16 protein-coding genes are annotated in these 18,230 nt (G+C 44.9%); 8 read left to right on the top strand and 8 right to left on the bottom strand.

Annotated features, from left to right (window positions below):
- Positions 1–8: 8 nt before the first annotated feature.
- From hslV to NKI27_RS17015, 4 genes are all read right to left on the bottom strand, one after another.
- Complete coding sequence (gene hslV / locus NKI27_RS17030) at positions 9–545, bottom strand: ATP-dependent protease subunit HslV (protein ID WP_265047227.1); 537 nt, start codon at positions 543–545, stop codon at positions 9–11.
- Positions 546–796: 251 nt separating this feature from the next.
- Entirely contained in the window at positions 797–1,435 is a 639-nt protein-coding gene (locus NKI27_RS17025; RefSeq protein WP_265047226.1) for an SPOR domain-containing protein, read from the bottom strand.
- Between the two features lie 35 nt (positions 1,436–1,470).
- Positions 1,471–3,240 (bottom strand): arginine--tRNA ligase, encoded by a 1,770-nt coding sequence (argS, locus tag NKI27_RS17020; RefSeq protein WP_265047225.1) that lies wholly within the window; start codon positions 3,238–3,240, stop codon positions 1,471–1,473.
- A 97-nt stretch (positions 3,241–3,337) separates the two neighbouring features.
- Positions 3,338–5,581 carry a primosomal protein N' gene (locus NKI27_RS17015; RefSeq protein ID WP_265047224.1) on the bottom strand — a complete coding sequence of 748 codons (2,244 nt, stop codon included), beginning with the start codon at positions 5,579–5,581 and terminating at the stop codon, positions 3,338–3,340.
- 203 nt (positions 5,582–5,784) lie between these two features.
- Here NKI27_RS17015 and rpmE point away from each other — a divergent pair, with 203 nt between their 5' ends.
- The 3 genes from rpmE (at position 5,785) to NKI27_RS17000 (ending at position 8,349) form a co-directional block, all read left to right on the top strand.
- Entirely contained in the window at positions 5,785–6,000 is a 216-nt protein-coding gene (gene rpmE, locus NKI27_RS17010; RefSeq protein ID WP_265047223.1) for a 50S ribosomal protein L31, read from the top strand.
- A 64-nt stretch (positions 6,001–6,064) separates the two neighbouring features.
- Positions 6,065–6,868: a thermonuclease family protein gene (locus NKI27_RS17005; RefSeq protein WP_265047222.1), complete on the top strand. Its 804-nt coding sequence runs from the start codon at positions 6,065–6,067 to the stop codon at positions 6,866–6,868.
- A gap of 215 nt (positions 6,869–7,083) precedes the next feature.
- The gene (locus NKI27_RS17000; protein WP_265047221.1) at positions 7,084–8,349 is read left to right on the top strand and encodes a malic enzyme-like NAD(P)-binding protein; all 1,266 of its coding nucleotides are present in this window, start codon (positions 7,084–7,086) and stop codon (positions 8,347–8,349) included.
- A 182-nt stretch (positions 8,350–8,531) separates the two neighbouring features.
- Here the strand turns inward: NKI27_RS17000 and rpmG are convergent, their stop codons facing one another.
- From rpmG to radC, 3 genes are all read right to left on the bottom strand, one after another.
- Positions 8,532–8,687, bottom strand: coding sequence for a 50S ribosomal protein L33 (rpmG, locus tag NKI27_RS16995; RefSeq protein WP_265047220.1), 156 nt, complete (start codon positions 8,685–8,687; stop codon positions 8,532–8,534).
- Positions 8,688–8,698: 11 nt separating this feature from the next.
- Positions 8,699–8,935: a 50S ribosomal protein L28 gene (gene rpmB / locus NKI27_RS16990; protein WP_265047219.1), complete on the bottom strand. Its 237-nt coding sequence runs from the start codon at positions 8,933–8,935 to the stop codon at positions 8,699–8,701.
- A gap of 214 nt (positions 8,936–9,149) precedes the next feature.
- Entirely contained in the window at positions 9,150–9,824 is a 675-nt protein-coding gene (radC, locus tag NKI27_RS16985) for a RadC family protein (protein ID WP_265047218.1), read from the bottom strand.
- 204 nt (positions 9,825–10,028) lie between these two features.
- Between radC and coaBC the strand changes: the two genes are divergently transcribed.
- The 4 genes from coaBC (at position 10,029) to argB (ending at position 15,492) form a co-directional block, all read left to right on the top strand.
- Positions 10,029–11,225 (top strand): bifunctional phosphopantothenoylcysteine decarboxylase/phosphopantothenate--cysteine ligase CoaBC, encoded by a 1,197-nt coding sequence (coaBC, locus tag NKI27_RS16980; RefSeq protein WP_265047217.1) that lies wholly within the window; start codon positions 10,029–10,031, stop codon positions 11,223–11,225.
- A 56-nt stretch (positions 11,226–11,281) separates the two neighbouring features.
- Positions 11,282–11,743 carry a dUTP diphosphatase gene (dut, locus tag NKI27_RS16975; protein ID WP_265047216.1) on the top strand — a complete coding sequence of 154 codons (462 nt, stop codon included), beginning with the start codon at positions 11,282–11,284 and terminating at the stop codon, positions 11,741–11,743.
- Positions 11,744–11,929: 186 nt separating this feature from the next.
- Positions 11,930–14,566 carry a phosphomannomutase/phosphoglucomutase gene (locus NKI27_RS19360; RefSeq protein ID WP_320109434.1) on the top strand — a complete coding sequence of 879 codons (2,637 nt, stop codon included), beginning with the start codon at positions 11,930–11,932 and terminating at the stop codon, positions 14,564–14,566.
- 23 nt (positions 14,567–14,589) lie between these two features.
- Complete coding sequence (gene argB / locus NKI27_RS16965; RefSeq protein WP_265047215.1) at positions 14,590–15,492, top strand: acetylglutamate kinase; 903 nt, start codon at positions 14,590–14,592, stop codon at positions 15,490–15,492.
- An 83-nt stretch (positions 15,493–15,575) separates the two neighbouring features.
- On the opposite strand, the gene NKI27_RS16960 is transcribed toward argB, so the two are convergent.
- A complete protein-coding gene (locus NKI27_RS16960; RefSeq protein ID WP_265047214.1) occupies positions 15,576–16,640 on the bottom strand; it encodes a GGDEF domain-containing protein in 1,065 nt (354 codons plus the stop codon).
- Positions 16,641–16,919: 279 nt separating this feature from the next.
- Between NKI27_RS16960 and NKI27_RS16955 the strand changes: the two genes are divergently transcribed.
- Positions 16,920–18,227: a hypothetical protein gene (locus tag NKI27_RS16955; protein ID WP_265047213.1), complete on the top strand. Its 1,308-nt coding sequence runs from the start codon at positions 16,920–16,922 to the stop codon at positions 18,225–18,227.
- The last annotated feature ends 3 nt before the right edge of the window (positions 18,228–18,230 follow it).

Genomic DNA, 18,230 nt, shown 5'->3' with positions numbered 1-18,230 from the left:
GTTGAACGTTATTCTGAGTCTTTACTATTAAGGTCTTCAATGGTGTGGTTCTGGTTAGTATAAATACAGATATCCGCAGCAATGGTTAAGCCTTTATCTACGATTTCTCGAGCACTGAGCGTTGTGTTTTCAAGTAATGCTCTGGCAGATGCTTGTGCGAAAGGGCCGCCAGACCCAATAGCAATAAGGCTGTCTTCTGGTTCGATTACATCGCCATTACCGGTAATAATGAGTGATGTTTCTTTATCCGCAACCGCGAGTAAGGCTTCTAGTTTTCGCAGGGCCCGATCGGTTCGCCAGTCTTTTGCTAACTCTACCGCAGCTCTTACTAGATGACCTTGATGTTTTTCAAGCTGGGCTTCAAATCGCTCAAATAGGGTGAAGGCATCGGCTGTACCGCCTGCGAAACCGGCGATGACTTTGCCGTGATAAAGGCGTCTAACCTTTTTGGCATTGCCTTTCATGATTGTATTGCCTAGAGAAACCTGACCGTCGCCACCTAAAGAAACTTCTCCGTCGCGACGTACTGATAAGATGGTGGTCATCCCATAACTCCATTATTGATTAGAACATAAGAACCCGTAGTGTTTGTATGTTGAAACTGACGGGTACTTGCAAATTGAACTCAAGCACCGAATTTCAATAGGCGCTTTTAAACAGACAATGAAGAGATATATGGAGACTGCTAAGATTAATTCAAGGGAGGTAGTGAAATAGTATGGGCGAGATGAAAAAATATAGTTGCTGTAGGGGCGGATCGATGCGTCCGCCCAATGAGGTCCTTGCAGAGCTGCGATTAGCGCTTGTTTTTCTTAACAAGAGGCTGAATATTAATGGCAACCAATCGGTCCATTGAGCTATTCATCTTGCTGCGAGAGGTATAGGGCCCTACTTGCACACGGTACCATGTACTATTACTGCTTGTGACGACTTTTTCGATGTTGGCTTTGAGGCCTTGAAAGCCAATCATGGCTTTTTGTCTTTCAGCGTCACTGAGATTTCTAAAAGAGCCGGTTTGCAGGATGTATTCATACTTTATCTGTTTGCCTTTCTCTTTGTATTGGTAGGCGTCAACCTTGGGAGGAATGATCTCCGACTCGGGTAGCAAGTCGTAGAACTTAAAGCGCTCCTTTGTGGTCGAACTAGTGTCAGGTTTTGCTGGCGGTGTTTCTGTTTTTTGGGTGGGCGCTACGGGGAGTGTCGCCTTCGTAGGGGGTACTTTATTTAAATAAACCAACCCTGTGACAAACAAAGACGCAATAACGATGCAGGCAATAATAACCCAAGGTGTGGACTTTGGGCGAGGTGCTGGCGTGTTTTGTTTTTGAGCTCGAGTGTTTGATTTTGCTGCTTTTGGTTTGCTTGAACCCGCGCGCCCTTTCGAGCGCTTACCGGGTTCTTTTGTGGTGCTGGGTTTAGCGTAATCCCGCGTCATGACAGGTACATCCTTTTCCTAACGTTTCGCGTTTCTTACATTTCTTCCGGTGCACTAACACCCAGAAGCTTAAGGCCGTTAGCAATAACTTGTCTAACGGCTAGCCCTAATGCAATACGGGCGTCGCGTAGTTTTTCATCTTCAACCAACATTTTGTGTGCGTTGTAGTAAGTATGAAAGTCTGCCGCTAGCTCTTTCAAATAATGAGTCAGTGTGTGTGGCTCAAGATTGATAGCTGCGTTATTTAGCATCTCTGGGTATTTTGATAGCTTCGATGCTAAGTCACGCTCGTGTTCTAGCGTAAGCAATTCAAGATTGGCTAGGCCATTCTCTTTGTTCCAAGACGTATTTTGCTCGGCTAGCTTTCTTAGTACGCTACAAATCCTAGCGTGAGCATACTGAATATAGTAGACAGGGTTATCTTTACTTTCAGATTTTGCCAGTTCCAAGTCAAAGTCCATGTGCTGCTCAGCTTTGCGAGTCACATAAAAGAAACGGGCAGCATCGTTACTGACTTCTTCGCGTAATTCTCTTAGCGTGACGAATGAGCCGCTACGCGTCGACATCTGCACGCGTTCGGTGCCACGGTAAAGAATGGCAAACTGAACCAGCTTGACGGTTAGTTTTTCTGGGTTAAGGCCTAGCGCCTCTAGTGCGGCTTTAACGCGAGCGATATAGCCGTGGTGGTCTGCGCCCCAGATGTTGATGACTTGCGTAAAGCCACGCTCAAACTTGTTTTTGTGATAAGCGATATCTGACGCGAAGTAGGTCGTCTCGCCATTATCACGCTTAACTACGCGATCTTTATCATCGCCAAATTCAGTAGAGCGGAACCAAATAGCGCCTTCTTTTTCGTATAGATGCCCCGACTTATCGAGCTGCTCTATAACGCCATCAATGCTATCTGCAAGTGACTTTTCAGAAAACCATTTTTGATAGTTAACACCAAATCCGCCTAGGTCATCTTTGATGTCACCGACAATGTTATCAAGGCCTGAGTCAAACACCGCAAGATAGTCGTTTTCGCCTAGTAAAGCTTTGCAGCGAGCAATAAGGGCGTCGATATGAACTTCTTTATCACCACCGGCAGGTTCATCTGCAGGGATGTTTTCGAAGACGGTTTCAGCTGCGTGCTGAAGCTTGTCTCCATACTCATTGCTAAGCCGGCGAGCGATATCATATACATAGTCGCCTTTATAACCGTTGCAAGGGAAGGTGAATGTCTCGCCTTGTAGCTCCAGATATCGTAACCAGATACTGGTCGCTAGAATATTCATTTGGCGCCCGGCATCATTAACGTAGTATTCACGTTGGACGTCAAAGCCGGCGGCTTCAAGTAGGTCTGCTACTGTCGCGCCGTATGCTGCGCCGCGTCCATGACCTACATGAAGAGGCCCTGTTGGGTTTGCAGATACAAATTCAACCTGAACTTTTTGGTTTTTACCGGTATTGCTTCGGCCGTACACTTCGCCGCCGGTTAAAATTTCAGGAACGACCGCAAAACTGCTTGCGTTACTGACAAAAAAGTTAATAAAGCCTGGGCCTGCTATTTCGGCTTTTTCAACGCCTTGGTTATCGGATATGGCCTGTTCGAGAATGATACTGCAGAGACGTTCGGCAATTTGACGCGGCGCTTTTCCGGCGGGCTTGGCAAGCGTTAATGCAACGTTGCTTGCAAAGTCACCGTGACTTTTATCGCGTGTGTTATCGATAGTGATTTTAGGCGAAACCTCTTCTGGTAGTTCACCTGATGCCTTTAGTTTGTCAACTGCGGACTGAATTAATCCTGCGATATATTCTTTCATCTCTACTGGGTTCTGCCATTTAGAATGGAAAATAGGGGGAACCGGCTATTATGGAGGAAGTTGGCATTTGAAACAATTGCCGTTTCGGTCAAAAGCACTAGTTTATTTCAATGGGGTCAACATCGATCATCCAGCGGGTCTTGCCCCAGCGGTTGTCATTTAACCAATGGCAGATGTGTTGAGTGATACGCTGTAATGCAACTCTGTTCTCAGATGAGAGCAATAAATGCGCTCGATGTACGCCGGCTTTTCGGCTCATCGATGCCGGAATCGGGCCTAGCAGTTCGACGGTTTGCTGAGGGTCTAGCGCCATGTCTGCGACCATTTTCTTTGTTTTTTCGAGTAAACCGATGGCGTTGTTTATATGGGGGGCTTCGGCTTTGAGTAAAGACATATAGCTGAAAGGTGGTAGCGCCGCTGATTGTCGTTCATCAATAAGTTCGTCTGCTATTTGAGGGTAGTTGCCGCGCGCTATCTGCTGAAGTATGGGGTGGTCGCCGTGGCTAGTTTGAATCACCACTTGTCCTTTGCTACTGCCTCTGCCAGACCTTCCTGCCACCTGAATGAGTAGTTGGGCCGTTTTTTCAAGTGCTCTAAAGTCTGCGCTAAATAGACCGCCGTCGGCATCGACAACTGCGACCAGCGTTACATTGGCGAAGTCATGGCCTTTTGCTAGCATTTGTGTGCCGACCAGTATGCAAGGGTTGCCTTTATTAACTTCTTCAACCAGGTCTTTCATGGCGTTTTTTTTGCGTGTGCTATCTCGGTCCACTCTAATAATGGGCGTTTCTGGGAAGATCGCCTCGAGTGTTTCTTCGGCTTTCTCGGTACCTGCGCCTAAGGTTTTAATGTTAGTGCTTTGACAATCTGGGCATTGGCTGGGTATTGCTGCGCTGTAGTCGCAGTGGTGGCAGCGAAGGTGTGCCGGGTGTTTGTGAAGTGTCATTCTAGCGTCGCAGTGGCGGCAATCGGCGAGCCAGCCGCAGTCTTCGCAGGTAATGGCGGGCGCAAACCCTCGGCGATTGAGGTAGACAATCACTTGGTGTTGATTGTCGAGATGCTGCTTAATTGTGTCTATTAAGGGCCGAGAAAGCCCTCCTTCGAGTGGGCGGCTTTTAATGTCAAGCAACTCAATGTCAGGAAACGACGCCCCACCGGCTCTGGACGGCAATGCTATCTTTTTGTATTTCCCGTTTAGTACATTGTTGATTGATTCTAGTGAAGGGGTTGCTGAGCCTAAAACGACCGGGCACTTTTCTTTATGACCTCTTGTGACGGCGAGATCTCTAGCAGAATAACGAAACCCTTCTTGTTGTTTAAATGAATTATCGTGCTCTTCATCAACAATAATACAGCCGAGGTTCTTCATTGGTGTGAAAATGGCTGAGCGTGTACCAATAATAATTTTCGCAGCGCCTTGTCTGGCCAGCTCCCAGCTGGTGAGTCGCTCGTTCTGATTAAGGCCCGAGTGTAGCGTTCCGATAGGGCACTTAAAGTGGCGCTGAAAGCGGGCGAGGGTTTGTGGTGTCAGGCTTATTTCAGGTACTAGTATAATCGCTTGTCGTCCGGCGCTAATGACTTGGTCTACTAGGTTCATATAGACCTCCGTTTTGCCGCTACCTGTGACCCCTTGTAATAGCGTGCATTGGAAATTCCCTATGTCGCTTGCAAGCTGTTTAACCGCGACGGTTTGGTCTTCTGATAACGGGAGAGGTGGCGCAGACGCTTGGTATTCTGTTGCGGCTGCGGTCAGGGCGTCTAATTCTTCAGAAACGATTAGCGCTTTATTAAATAGTGACTTTAATTGAGTTGATGTGAAGCCCAGTAGTTTTATGGTCTCTTCAAGTAGGCCGTTGGGTGCGTTTTCAAGGGCTCGATAGAGTTGCAGTTGTTTTTTTGCGTTGGGCTTAATCGCGTTTTCGGCCGGCTCTATATGATCTTTATTGATGGACCAACGTTGAGTGCCTGCAATATTAATAGGCTGGCCCTGCTTGAGGATGGGCGGTAATATTGCAAAAAGAACCTCGCCAATAGGATGGCAGTAGTATTGAGATGCCCACTTGGCCATCGATAAAATAGATGGCGATAAAATAGGTTGCTGGTCAAGTAGCTGCTTAACGGGCTTTAGTTTTTTGATAGGGAAATCGCTATGATCTTTGATCTCTATAATAATGCCCGTTAATGCTCTTCTACCAAATTGTACGGCGACTCGCTGGCCCGGTTCGAGAGTAGCGACATTTATCTCAAGCGGTGGCAAATAGTCAAATGTTCGGTAAAGCGGTATAGGTAGGGCTACGGCGAGAATGGTAATTGAATTGGCTGTAGGGCTAATGCTTGGCACGGCGTAGATTATCCTGGGTGGTTTGTACTGTCGTTTACGATAAATCTTGCTAATCGATCTTTTTTTGGTAAAATGCGCGGTCTGATTTTGGCTTTATGCCACCCCGCAAGATGATTTATCGTCTTATGATGCAATGAAATGCGGTGCCCAGCAACAGATTTGATCGTTGATTGGGTAGCGGCATGAGAAAACCGAGGTTCACAATGAAAGAAGGTATACACCCAAAATACGAAGAAGTGACTGCATCATGTAGTTGCGGAAATGTTATCAAAACACGTTCAACAATGTGTAGAGATATCCATATCGATGTATGTTCATCATGTCACCCTTTTTACACTGGTAAGCAGAAAGGTGTTGAAGCTGGCGGACGTGTTGATAAGTTCAAGCAGCGTTTTGGAAGCCGTATTAACAAAGGTTAATGCGCTATTGTTGCGGTATAAGATGAATCGCGGCGATAAGTTATCACAAAAAAGGGAGTCCATTTTGGGCGCCCTTTTTTTGTGCCTGCTGTTTTTTGGGATTGAGGTCAGCGCGAAACAGTGTGAACAGCCATCTGCAAAGCAAATTTCTGAAATGGAACTTGCTGCGGTTAAGCGGGTGGTTGACGGCGATACGTTGCATTTGAAAGATGGCCGAAAAGTCCGATTGATCGGGGTTAATACCCCGGAATTCGGTAAGAAAAATAAGCCCTCCGAACCTTATGCCAAACAGGCAGCGCAGCGATTGGCGTTACTTGTTGGGACGCCTGCCTTGGTTAGATTGATGGAGGGTGAGGAGGCAAAGGATCGGTACGGTCGTTTACTTGCCTATGCGTTTACCCCGCAAGGTGACAGCATAGAAGCGGCTTTAATTCGAGAGGGATTAGGTTTTGCTATCGCAATTCCTCCGAATATAGCCTACCAAGATTGCTTGCTACAGGCTCAGTTGGCAGCAAGATCGTCTAAATTGGGTGTGTGGGGGGACCATTATTTCTCGCCACGAAGTAGTCGAAAGCTGAAGCGCTCAGATACTGGCTTTCGGTTGGTGTCAGGCCGACTTGAACGCGCTCGCTTGAAAGAAGGGAAGACTTGGTGGTTGCTGTTTGAGGGGCGGTTAGCTCTTATGATACCTAAGGCTTCGCAGAAATATTTTGACCAAAAAAGACTGCAAACTCTGGTGGGGCGAGAGTTAATAGTGAGCGGTTGGTTGATAAAAAAGAATTTAAGTGCAAAAGAGAAAGCAAAAAAATATAAACCGTATATGATGTCGGTTAAGCACCCGGCAGCGTTTATTGACCCAGTTTTATGAGAATAAGACTTTATGAGGTCTTTAAAATATGAGGTAGGTCAAGTGTCTGGCCGGCCTTCCTTTGTTGTTTTGGTCTTACCCTTGTGTGTAAAAGTGAAACAAGGGATAATATCGCGCCCGTGGCTAGGTAATAGTCAGGCTCGCTGAAGAAGGTGAGAGGGAAACATCCCTGATGATTTTCCTGATTTAATTAACGTCAAGACGGAAAAGAAGCAATGTCTGAAGATATGAAGCAAGCTGCACTCGATTACCACGCGAATCCAAGAGCGGGTAAAATTAGTGTAGAAATCAGTAAGCCAACAGAAACTTCCAGAGATTTGTCTTTGGCTTATAGTCCTGGAGTAGCAGAGCCTGTTCGCGAGATCGCTAAAGATCCTGAGAATGCGTACAAATATACGGCTAAAGGTAACTTGGTTGCTGTAATTTCTGATGGTTCTGCGATTCTTGGTCTGGGTAACCTTGGACCTTTGGCTAGTAAGCCTGTAATGGAAGGTAAAGGCGTTCTATTTAAGCGTTTTGCAGGTATTGATGTTTTTGATATCGAAGTAAACTCTGAGAGCCCTCAGGCGTTTATCGATACAGTGCGACGCATCGCCGATACATTTGGCGGCATTAACCTTGAAGATATCAAAGCGCCTGAGTGTTTTGAAATCGAACGTATCTTGATTGAGCAGTGTGATATTCCAGTATTCCATGACGATCAGCATGGTACCGCTATTGTAACGGCTGCAGGTATGTTGAATGCGCTTGAGTTACAAGGTAAGAAAATTGAAGAAGCTAAGATCGTGTGTCTTGGTGCCGGCGCGGCAGCAGTTGCATGTATGAAGCTGCTTATTAGTTGTGGTGCTGCTTCAGAAAATATTTACATGTTGGATCGTAAGGGTGTTATCCACTCCGGTCGTGATGACTTGAATCAGTACAAAGCGATGTTTGCGAATGATACTGATAAGCGTACTTTAGCTGACGCATGTGACGGCGCTGACGTATTTGTTGGTTTATCTGGTCCAAACTTGTTGCCAGCAGAAGCATTAAAATCAATGGCACCAAACCCTGTTGTATTTGCATGTTCTAACCCTGATCCTGAAATTGCGGTAGAGCTTGCATTGGCAACTCGTGATGACTTGATCATGGCGACAGGACGTTCTGATTATCCTAACCAGGTTAACAACGTTCTTGGCTTTCCTTTCATCTTCCGTGGCGCTCTAGATGTGCGTGCTAAGGTTATAAACGAAGAAATGAAAGTTGCTGCAGTTCACGCGATCAGAGAATTGGCAAAAGAGCCAGTGCCACAGGCTGTTATTGATGCATACGGCGGCGAAGCTTTAGAGTATGGTAAGGATAATATTATTCCTAAGCCACTTGATACTCGTTTGTTGACAGTTGTATCTGCCGCTGTTGCTAAGGCTGCTGTTGATTCAGGTGTGGCTAACTTGCCTTACCCTGCGCACTACCCACTTAACTCTATTGACGATATTATCTAAATATCGAAAGTGTTGTGAGTTTAAAAAGCCGCATTTTTAATGCGGCTTTTTTGTGCCTGTAAGATTCTTAAGATAAGATCGCAGGCATAAAAAAACCTCGCAAAATGCGAGGTCTTTTCGTGTTCTTAGCACTTCTGGAGACGGCTGGTTTAAGGCTTTACCCAGAGCAGAGGCCTGATTAATTACTTAATTTTAGCTTCTTTATAAGCGACGTGCTTACGAACAACTGGGTCGAACTTTTTGATTTCCATCTTTTCTGGCATGTTACGCTTGTTCTTGTCGGTCGTGTAGAAGTGACCGGTGCCTGCAGATGAAACTAACTTGATTTTATCGCGCATCTCTAAGCTCCTTAGATTTTCTCGCCACGTGAACGCATATCGGACAACACTTGCTCGATACCTTTCTTGTCGATTATGCGCATTCCTTTAGTAGATACACGCAATTTAACAAAACGCTTTTCGCCTTCAATCCAAAAGCGATGGCTCTGCAAATTAGGCAGAAAACGGCGCTTAGTGTGATTCTTTGCGTGAGAAACGTTATTTCCAGCAACAGGTCTTTTTCCTGTAACCTGACAAACTCTTGACATATCCTGACCTCGTCTCCAACTGTCTGTTGGTAACCATTGAAACTTTTACTTTGGCTTGACTAAATGTTGAGTCATAGCCAAGGAGCCCGCCTTTATACCAGAATCCATTTTTAATGGCAAAAAAAACGTGCTTTAAAGATGAAAAACTGTGTGTCTAGCGCTATGAATTATTATTTATATGACCTGTTACTAAAGTTTTAAATTTTTGGCTTGATTATAGTAAGCCCCTTTCGGCAAAGGATGTAGTCTCTCCATTACCGATAATAATATGGTCTAGCACGCGAACATCAATGAGCGCTAACGCAGAAACGAGGCGTTTTGTGATTTGTTGGTCGGCAATGCTCGGCTCTGCAACCCCTGATGGGTGGTTATGGGCAAAGATAATAGCCGCAGCTTGGTTATCTAAGGTGTTTTTAACCACCTCTCTAGGATAAACGCTAGCGCCATCGATAGTCCCCCTAAATAACTCTTCAAATTTAATGACCCGATGTTGATTGTCTAGGTATAAGCAGCAAAAAACCTCATAAGGGCGGCCAATTAGCTTAGACTTAAGGTAGTTTCGTGTCAGGGTAGGGCTCGTTAGGGCGCTTTCATGCTGAAGTTGTTCTTGCATGTGCCGCTTAGCCATTTCAAGGGTTGCTTGAAGTTGCGTGTATTTAGCGCTACCAAGGCCTGGGGCTGAGCAAAACTCTTCGAGCGACGAAGAGAACATGGCTCTGAGACTTCCAAATCGCACGAGAAGCTCACGAGAGAGGTCTACAGCTGTTTTTCCGGGGATGCCAGTGCGTAAGAATATGGCGAGCAGTTCTGCGTCGCTCAATGCGTGAGGGCCTTTATCGAGCAGTTTTTCTCTGGGACGTTCGTTGACGGGCCAGTCTGAAATAGCCATTTTACTTCCTTGTTTAGTGGTGGGCGTTAAGCCTGAGTGTTGGTTTTCCATAACCAAGTGAAAATTGTAACTTAAGTGGAGAGTTGATGGTAATGATGGAGTGAAAAAAGATCATTCAGATGTTATCTTAGTCCGCAATTTATTATTTTTATTTCTCTGTGTTTGTATGCGAACGTTAAGTCGATATTTTGGTGCGTGGTTTTTATGTTAAATGGTCGTCGAATACTAGTCGGTATCACAGGTGGCATTGCTGCTTATAAAACCGCAGAACTTGCAAGACTTCTGATAAAGTCGGGTGCCAATGTGCGCGTAGTGATGACTGAAGGAGGGAAGGCGTTTATTACGCCCCTTACCCTGCAGGCGCTATCGGGAAACCCTGTCCATTTGAGTTTGCTAGATACGGAAGCAGAAGCAGGAATGGGGCATATAGAACTCGCTAAATGGGCTGAGATGGTTGTTGTTGCGCCTGCGTCGGCCGATTTTATTGCTCGTTTTACTGTGGGCATGGCCAACGACTTGTTAACAACGTTATGCCTTGCTACCGAAGCACCGATTGCTATCGCGCCAGCGATGAATCAGGCGATGTGGAAAAACAGCCGCACCCAACGCAATATAAATGAACTCACCCAAGCGCTAAATGTCTATATTTGGGGTCCAGGTGAAGGTGAGCAGGCATGCGGTGACGTCGGGTTGGGGCGAATGCTTGAGCCTGAGCAGTTGCATGCATGTATTAATAATTATTTTTGTCATGGCCCTTTGCATGGTAAAAGGGTCGTTATTACGGCAGGTCCAACAAGAGAAGCAATTGACCCTGTTAGGTATGTATCTAATCATAGTTCCGGAAAAATGGGCTATGCGTTAGCGGTTGCGGCAAGAGATGCGGGTGCTACCGTTGAGTTGATATCGGGCCCTGTTGCCTTACCAGCACCCAGTGGGGTGAAGTTAACGTCTGTGTCTTCGGCATTAGATATGCTGAATGCGGCGGAAAAAGCGACTGATCAAGGGTGCGATATATTTATTGCGTCTGCGGCCGTGGCAGATTATCGGCCTGAAGCGGTGCCAGAACAGAAAATCAAAAAAAGCCAACGTAAAATGGTTATAGAACTGATCAAAAACCCCGATATTGTGGCATCGATTGCGGCGCGGCCAGATAAACCGTTTACGGTGGGCTTTGCTGCCGAGACTCAAGACGTAATTGCCTATGCAGAAGGGAAACTGAAAAACAAAAAACTCGATATGATCGTCGCTAACGATGTATCGGATCAGCGAATTGGTTTTAACAGTGAAGATAACGCCGTAACCGTACTCTGGGATGGTGGTAGTCAGTCATTTTCTCAGCAAAGTAAATTAATATTGGCGGGAAGTATTGTGGAACTTATCGTTTCAAATATGCAGCCTTAACCGAAAAAATCGGTTTACACATTATTTATAGATAGAAACGTATTGAGAGTTAGGTTATGTCAAAGAAAAGTCTTCAGTTAAAAATTATGGACTCCCGAATAGGGGGAGAGATCCCAATGCCCACCTATGCAACCGAAGGGTCGGCAGGGATTGATCTAAGAGCTTGCGTTGATGAGGCCACTGAGATCCTTCCGGGTGAGACTATTTTGGTCCCGACAGGCATGGCTATTTATATAGAAGATCCAAGTCTGGCTGCCGTTTTACTACCGCGCTCAGGATTAGGGCATAAACATGGCATTGTACTGGGCAATTTAGTGGGGCTTATTGACTCTGATTATCAGGGGCAGTTAATGGTGTCTTGTTGGAATCGAGGGGATAAGCCTTTTACCATTAATGTAGGCGAAAGAATTGCTCAGATGGTTTTGGTTCCTGTTGTTCAGGCTGAATTTGAAATTGTGAGTGAGTTTGGTGATAGCGATAGAGGTGAAGGTGGTTTTGGCTCAACAGGAACACGCTAGCTGAATTTTAGCTGTAAGTATTTATGCAGGGTCGGCGCAATTTTTGATAGCTGATCTACACTTATCGATATATTGATTTATATGACTGAGGTGTTTGTGAGGCGATAGCGTCAGCTAATCGCACAAAAACTTCAGCGGTGATTTGGCATTTTATGCAGAGTTTAATTTCCATAACAGGGAAACCTTATGAAGCTAGGTAAAAAAAATAAACCAGAAGACAACGCTTCGGTGGTTGATGAGAAAGCTAAGGCAAAGGCGCTAAAGAAGAAAGTTGATAAACCTGCAGGGGCTAAATTTAAGCACCTGACTCCTCCGTTATACATTGCGTTAGCGTGCGCTCTATTAACAATAGTCTTGGTGGGTTATTTAATTCAAATGACGGTGATTGGTTCCGCTGAAAAGCGTGTAAGTCAATCTATGTCAGAAATTGCATTATCAAGCGCGCAACTTCAGATCGATCAGCGTGTGAGTTTTATAAAGAGGGAACTTGATAGTATCGCGACCTTAGATACGGTAGCCGCCGCGCTTGACGATACTACGGCGCGAGAGTCGATGGAAAAAGACATTGAAGGATTTTTACCTTATGTATCCAAAGTGTATTTTTTCAAGCGAGGCTTAGCGACGAGGGATGCGGATGCTGAAACCCCCCTAGGTTTTTCAAGTCTTGATCTCATAAAAAGAGCAGAGAAAGATGAGAATCCGCATATAGAGGCTTTTTTGAGGGAGGGCGAATGGCTAGTTCAGGCCGCAGCACCGGTGAAAAACAAGCAGACAGGTAATGTTACGGGTGTATTATTGGTCGTTTTTGAAAAAGGCCTACTATTAGAAAGCTTAAAGCTTGTATCGGGTGTTGAGGCTGGAAAGTTGAGCTTGGTTCAGGTTTTTGGTAGCTCAGAGCAAGTGGTAGCAGCGATGGGGAGTGGTAGCGAAGAAGTGCTTTCCCGTGACACCTCGATACCTCACTGGCAGGTTCGTTTTCAGCCTGCGGTATCTTCTGATGCTTTCGTTGATGTAGGGCTGTTTTGGATGTTAATAGCGGGGTGTGCCGTTTTAGTGTTATTGGTGACAGCGCTACCCTTAATGTCTCTTTTCAAACACCTTAGAGCGGAGTCGATGGCCGTCACTCAGTATGCGCAAAGCCTATTTAATGCAGAAAGAAAAAGAGTTCCAGCCGTTAAGTTTGCCATGTTTCATTCAATGGCTGCAACGATGCAGCGCCTTGCTGTAGCGGCTGACAAAAAAATGGACTCGGTGGCTGAGGCGAAAAAAGCGCAGGCGAAAATAGTTGAAGAGAAAGACCACGCGGACCCACTATTTCAGGGGAATGATGACCTTGATATTGACATGATGGACGGTGACGATGACCTCCTTGGTCTTGGTGCTTCGGATGGCTTAGATCCGCTAGATTCATTAGATGATGACTTGCTGACAGAGTCAGAAGGCGTATTAGTTGATGTGCCTCAGTCGATTTTTCGAGCCTATGATATTCGCGGAATAGTAGGAGATACATTAACACCAGAAATCGTCATGCAAATTGGTTTGGCGATAGGTAGTGAGGCCGCAAAGCGTGGGCAGCCTACTATTTGCGTAGGGTATGATGGTCGACTATCGAGTCCAGAACTGGCAGAAGCGCTGATTAACGGCTTGGTTCAGACTGGGCGACAGGTAATCAATATTGGGCAAGTACCAACCCCCGTGCTTTATTTTGCGACTCATCACCTTAATACGGGTTCTGGTGTCATGATTACAGGTAGTCATAATCCTGCTAATTATAATGGCTTTAAGATGATGTTGGGCGGAGAGACGTTAGCGGGTGATGATGTACAGAAGTTATATGACCGAATTTTAGTTCAGGATTACGCGTCGGGTGCCGGTCAGGTGAGTCAGCAAGATGTTAGCCGGGATTATTTAGATGTTATCCTGAATGATATTGCGGTAGCTGCACCGCTTAAAGTTGTCGTTGACGCGGGTAACGGTGTTGCCGGAGAACTTGGACCAGCGTTAATAGAAGAGTTAGGCTGTGAAGTTATTCCGCTATATTGCGACATTGACGGAACCTTTCCAAATCACCATCCAGACCCAGGTAAGCCTGAAAACCTTCAAGATTTGATTCGAAAAGTTGAAGAAGAGGGGGCTGATCTCGGTATTGCGTTTGATGGCGATGGTGACCGAGTGGGCGTGGTTACCAATACAGGTAAAATTATCTGGCCAGATCGACTATTAATGCTTTTTGCTAAGGATGTTGTATCTCGAAACCCTGGGGCCGATGTTATTTTTGACGTTAAGTGCTCTCGACGCCTTAACGGCCTTATTAGTGGTTATGGCGGGCGTCCTATTATGTGGAAAACGGGACACTCCTTGATAAAAGCAAAAATGAAGGAGACAGGTGCGCTGTTAGCAGGCGAAATGAGCGGGCACATATTCTTCAAAGAGCGATGGTTCGGCTTTGATGATGGGCTATATAGTGCGGCACGCTTATTAGAAGTGTTAGGTATCGATGAGCGGTCATCGAATGACGTATTCGAAAGCTTCCCTGAAGATATCAGTACACCAGAGATTAATATTGCAGTGACGGATGAAGGGAAGTTCAGCTTAATTGAGTCTCTGCATGAACAGGGCCGTTTCGAAGGCGGAAATATATCGACGATTGATGGTGTGCGCGTTGATTATCCTGACGGCTGGGGGTTGTGTCGAGCATCCAATACTACGCCTAGCTTAGTGTTGCGCTTTGAGGCTGATGATGAAGACTCTTTGTCGCGTATTCAGCAAGTATTCCGAGAACAGTTATTAATGATTGACCCAGAGCTAGAGCTGACGTTCTAGTTTGAATAAGAGAAATAGATAGTATGAGTACAAATCGTGAATCAGCAATACATGTCGCATCTGTATTGAGTCAGGCTTTACCCTACATTCAGCGTTTTGCAGGCAAGACCATTGTCATCAAATACGGCGGCAATGCAATGGAGAATGAAGAGCTAAAAAATAGCTTTGCTAGGGATATTGTCTTGATGAAGTCTGTAGGGATTAACCCTATCGTGGTGCATGGCGGCGGCCCACAGATTGGCGAGCTGCTTGCTAAACTAAATATTGAGAGTCACTTTGTAAACGGTATGCGTGTAACCGATAGCGCCACGATGGATGTAGTAGAGATGGTGCTGGGTGGGTTGGTCAACAAGCAAATTGTAGCGTTGATTAACCGCAACGGTGGCAAGGCTATTGGTTTAACGGGTAAAGATGCTAATTTGATTAGGGCGACACAGCTAAAGGTTGATATTTCCCAGCCTGAAATGCAAAAGTCTGAGATTATCGATATTGGCCATGTTGGTGAAGTGTCAGAGGTTAATCAGGACGTTATTAATATGCTCACACAGAGTGATGTCATACCTGTTATCGCACCGATTGGTGTTGGTGATGACGGTCGCTCATACAACATAAATGCTGATTTGGTTGCCGGTAAGGTTGCTGAAAAGCTAAAAGCTGAAAAGCTAATGTTGCTGACGAATATCTCTGGTTTGCAGGATAAAAAAGGCAATGTAATGACTGGATTGACCACAGAACAGGTCGATGGGTTAATTGCAGATGGTACTATTTATGGTGGAATGCTACCTAAAATTGGCTGTGCGCTAAGTGCGGTTAATAATGGTGTGACGAGCGCTCATATCATTGATGGAAGAGTTGCACATGCGACATTGCTAGAGATTTTCACTGATGAAGGAGTGGGCACGCTCATAACCAACGATAAAATATAAAGAGTGACCTGTAGAGGCTGAATCTAGAGGCTTTTGGCCCTTTAGATATCAGCTTCTTAGGTGTATCTTGATATATCTCAGGACTAAATTTTTTGCTCGTTTGAATGCGGCTGTTCTGTAATTTCCTGTTCACCAATGACCCTGTTCCGCCCGTCTCTTTTTGCCTTATATAGACATTGGTCAGCTCGTCTAATAAACTCTTCAGGGCTCTCACCATAGCGGTAGGTCGCAGCCCCAATTGATGCATGAACAGAGCCCAGTTTAATATTAGCCGTACTGTCTGTTAGCATTTGATCTGCAATTCGCGAACGAATATTTTCGGCAACAGAAAGCGCATTGCCATAAGATGTTTCAGGTAATATTACCGCAAATTCTTCGCCTCCAAACCGTGCTACGGTATCGTTTCCTTTAACATTTTTTTGTAATATGGTTGCCACAAAGCGAAGTACTTTGTCACCTGTGATATGTCCAAACTGATCATTGAACTGTTTAAAGTGATCGATATCCAATATTAGAAGCGCTAGCTCGGCTGAATTTATCTTGCTAGCGGATATTGATTTCTCTAAAGCTATATTGAACGCTCGTCGATTTTTAACCCTGGTTAAAGCGTCAATGCTTGCTTCGTCGTTGAGACGTTCAACCTCTTCCCTTAAATTCGTCATCTCCTGAGCCATGTTATCGAGTGTTGCCTGAAGATTATGAGTCGCTTCTTCTCTTTTGCGGGTTTCTGTTAGAAGCTCAGTAATTAAAAGACTAATTGTGTTGGCGTCAGTGTTATCGTTTACTTTTTCAGAAAACGTTTCAAGAGATTTTGCATATTGTCCTAGGCCGCTCTCTTCGTTCGAGACTTGTAATAGAAGCTCATTAATGATTTTTCTAACGTTGTCTCTGATCTCATCAACGGCTATCTGTTGCCCGTTTTCGATGTATTGCGTATATAGATTAGTGTTAATTTCTTCTGAGAAGGGGGTGTTATTTTTGATTAGGCTGTTTATTTTTTGTTTTAGTTCAAAATTAGTGCCGGTCGTAAACTCATACCAGACTGCATAGTTTTCTGGCGTTGTAGGTATTTCCCGTCTGCACATCTCGGGTAGGGTGAGTTTTAAGTATCGAACTGCTTGCGTTAAATCATCGTGGTGATGTGCCATATCCTTTCGCGCCGTAATTATCCTTCTCTTTCCCCTTAGATTGTCAGGGATTAGAGGTTTGCTGTTATAAAAGAAAAAACAGCGGTGCATGATAAACCCTATTAAAGGTCAGTATAGAAAACTCTCAACATATTGCCTAGTTAGATACATAAATACGTAAAAATAACAACGTGATTGCACTTTATTCTGGTTATCCTATGTTCTATATCTCTGATATAGTTTAAGCAACATGTCTATATTAGTATGCTCATCAAGCTTGTTTTGGAGTGACGTATAAAAATGAAAAAAATATTTTGGGGAATCGTTTTTATATCGGTTGCGTTGATAGGCTCATATAAAGGGTACTTATGGTATCAAGTGTATCAGCAACTTTCAGAGGTTAAAGAGCAGGTCGCACCGTTTGCAATGGTTAAATATGGCTGGATATACTCAACCTTTGATGGTGAGGTGGGCGTAAGGGATATCAAAATCACGCCTTACTTGTTAAAGGGGACTATCTCTATTGATGAGCTTAGCCTCAAAGCGAAAGATGCGATGGCGCTGCTCTCGCTAGGTGATAAATTTGCACAGCGTACTCCGCCTGAAGAACTACGCATTAAAACAACCAATATGTCCTTTCCGTTAGATGGTCGCTTTGAAGAACTATTAAACTCGTTAGATGTTAGTTCAGATATAACTCATTCTGGTGATGGGTTTAATCCTTTTGGTGTTTATAGTTGTGGCGATACTGCTTCGGTAAAAGGGCCTGAGTTAATCGCGATGGGGTACGATCGCTTTACGGTAAGCAGCGAAGTAGGCTACCGATTTAACTTTCGAGCTGAGCGCTTAGTGTTTGATGCAACTGTTGACTCCGAAAGCATGGGGCGAAGTGAATTCAGTGTTGATGTTGGGGTTTCTGGGCGGGACATTTACGATGTGGTGCGAAGCAACACACTGCCTGTTATTAATCGTGCAACATGGCGCTTTAATGATAATGGCTTTTACCGACGGTTATCTTTTTATTGCAGTAAAAAAACCGAGACAGAAAGGCCCCGCTATGTTGAACAAGCGGCTCAAGAATGGGATGCAGATTTAAAAGATCACGGCATCACTTTAAACGCATCATTAGTTGATACTTATCGTGATTATATACTAGATGGCGGCTTATTGAATGTTGAGGTGAGTCCTGATCGGGGTATTGATTACTCATCGCTGTCATTGTTCTCGGCTAACGATATTATAAGTATGTTGAATGTGCGCATCATGCTAAATGGCGTGTTACTCCCAGACTTATCGCTAACCATTGATGAACAGCAATTTTCTACTACTACCGATGATGGGCAGCCTTTGACAGGTGGAGACGTTACATCAACAGATAGTGCTGAGGCGTTAGTTGTCGTCAAAAGCTATCAGGAAACCGAAATTGAAGAGGCCGCTGAATTTCTGAAACGACGAGCGTTAATTGAGTTAGACACGGGCAAACGCGTGGAAGGTATGATTATTCTCGTAGATGAACATTTTGTCGAGCTCGAGCAAATCGTCGCGGGTGGTAAAGTGAGCTATCCACTCCGTAAACGCAATATCACGTCTTTTAAAGTGTGGAGATAGGCA

It is taken from the genome of Alkalimarinus alittae (assembly GCF_026016465.1).
Lineage (GTDB): Bacteria > Pseudomonadota > Gammaproteobacteria > Pseudomonadales > Oleiphilaceae > Alkalimarinus > Alkalimarinus alittae.
Note: the sequence above shows the minus strand (reverse complement) of the source record. Positions and strands in the feature narration are given on the sequence as shown.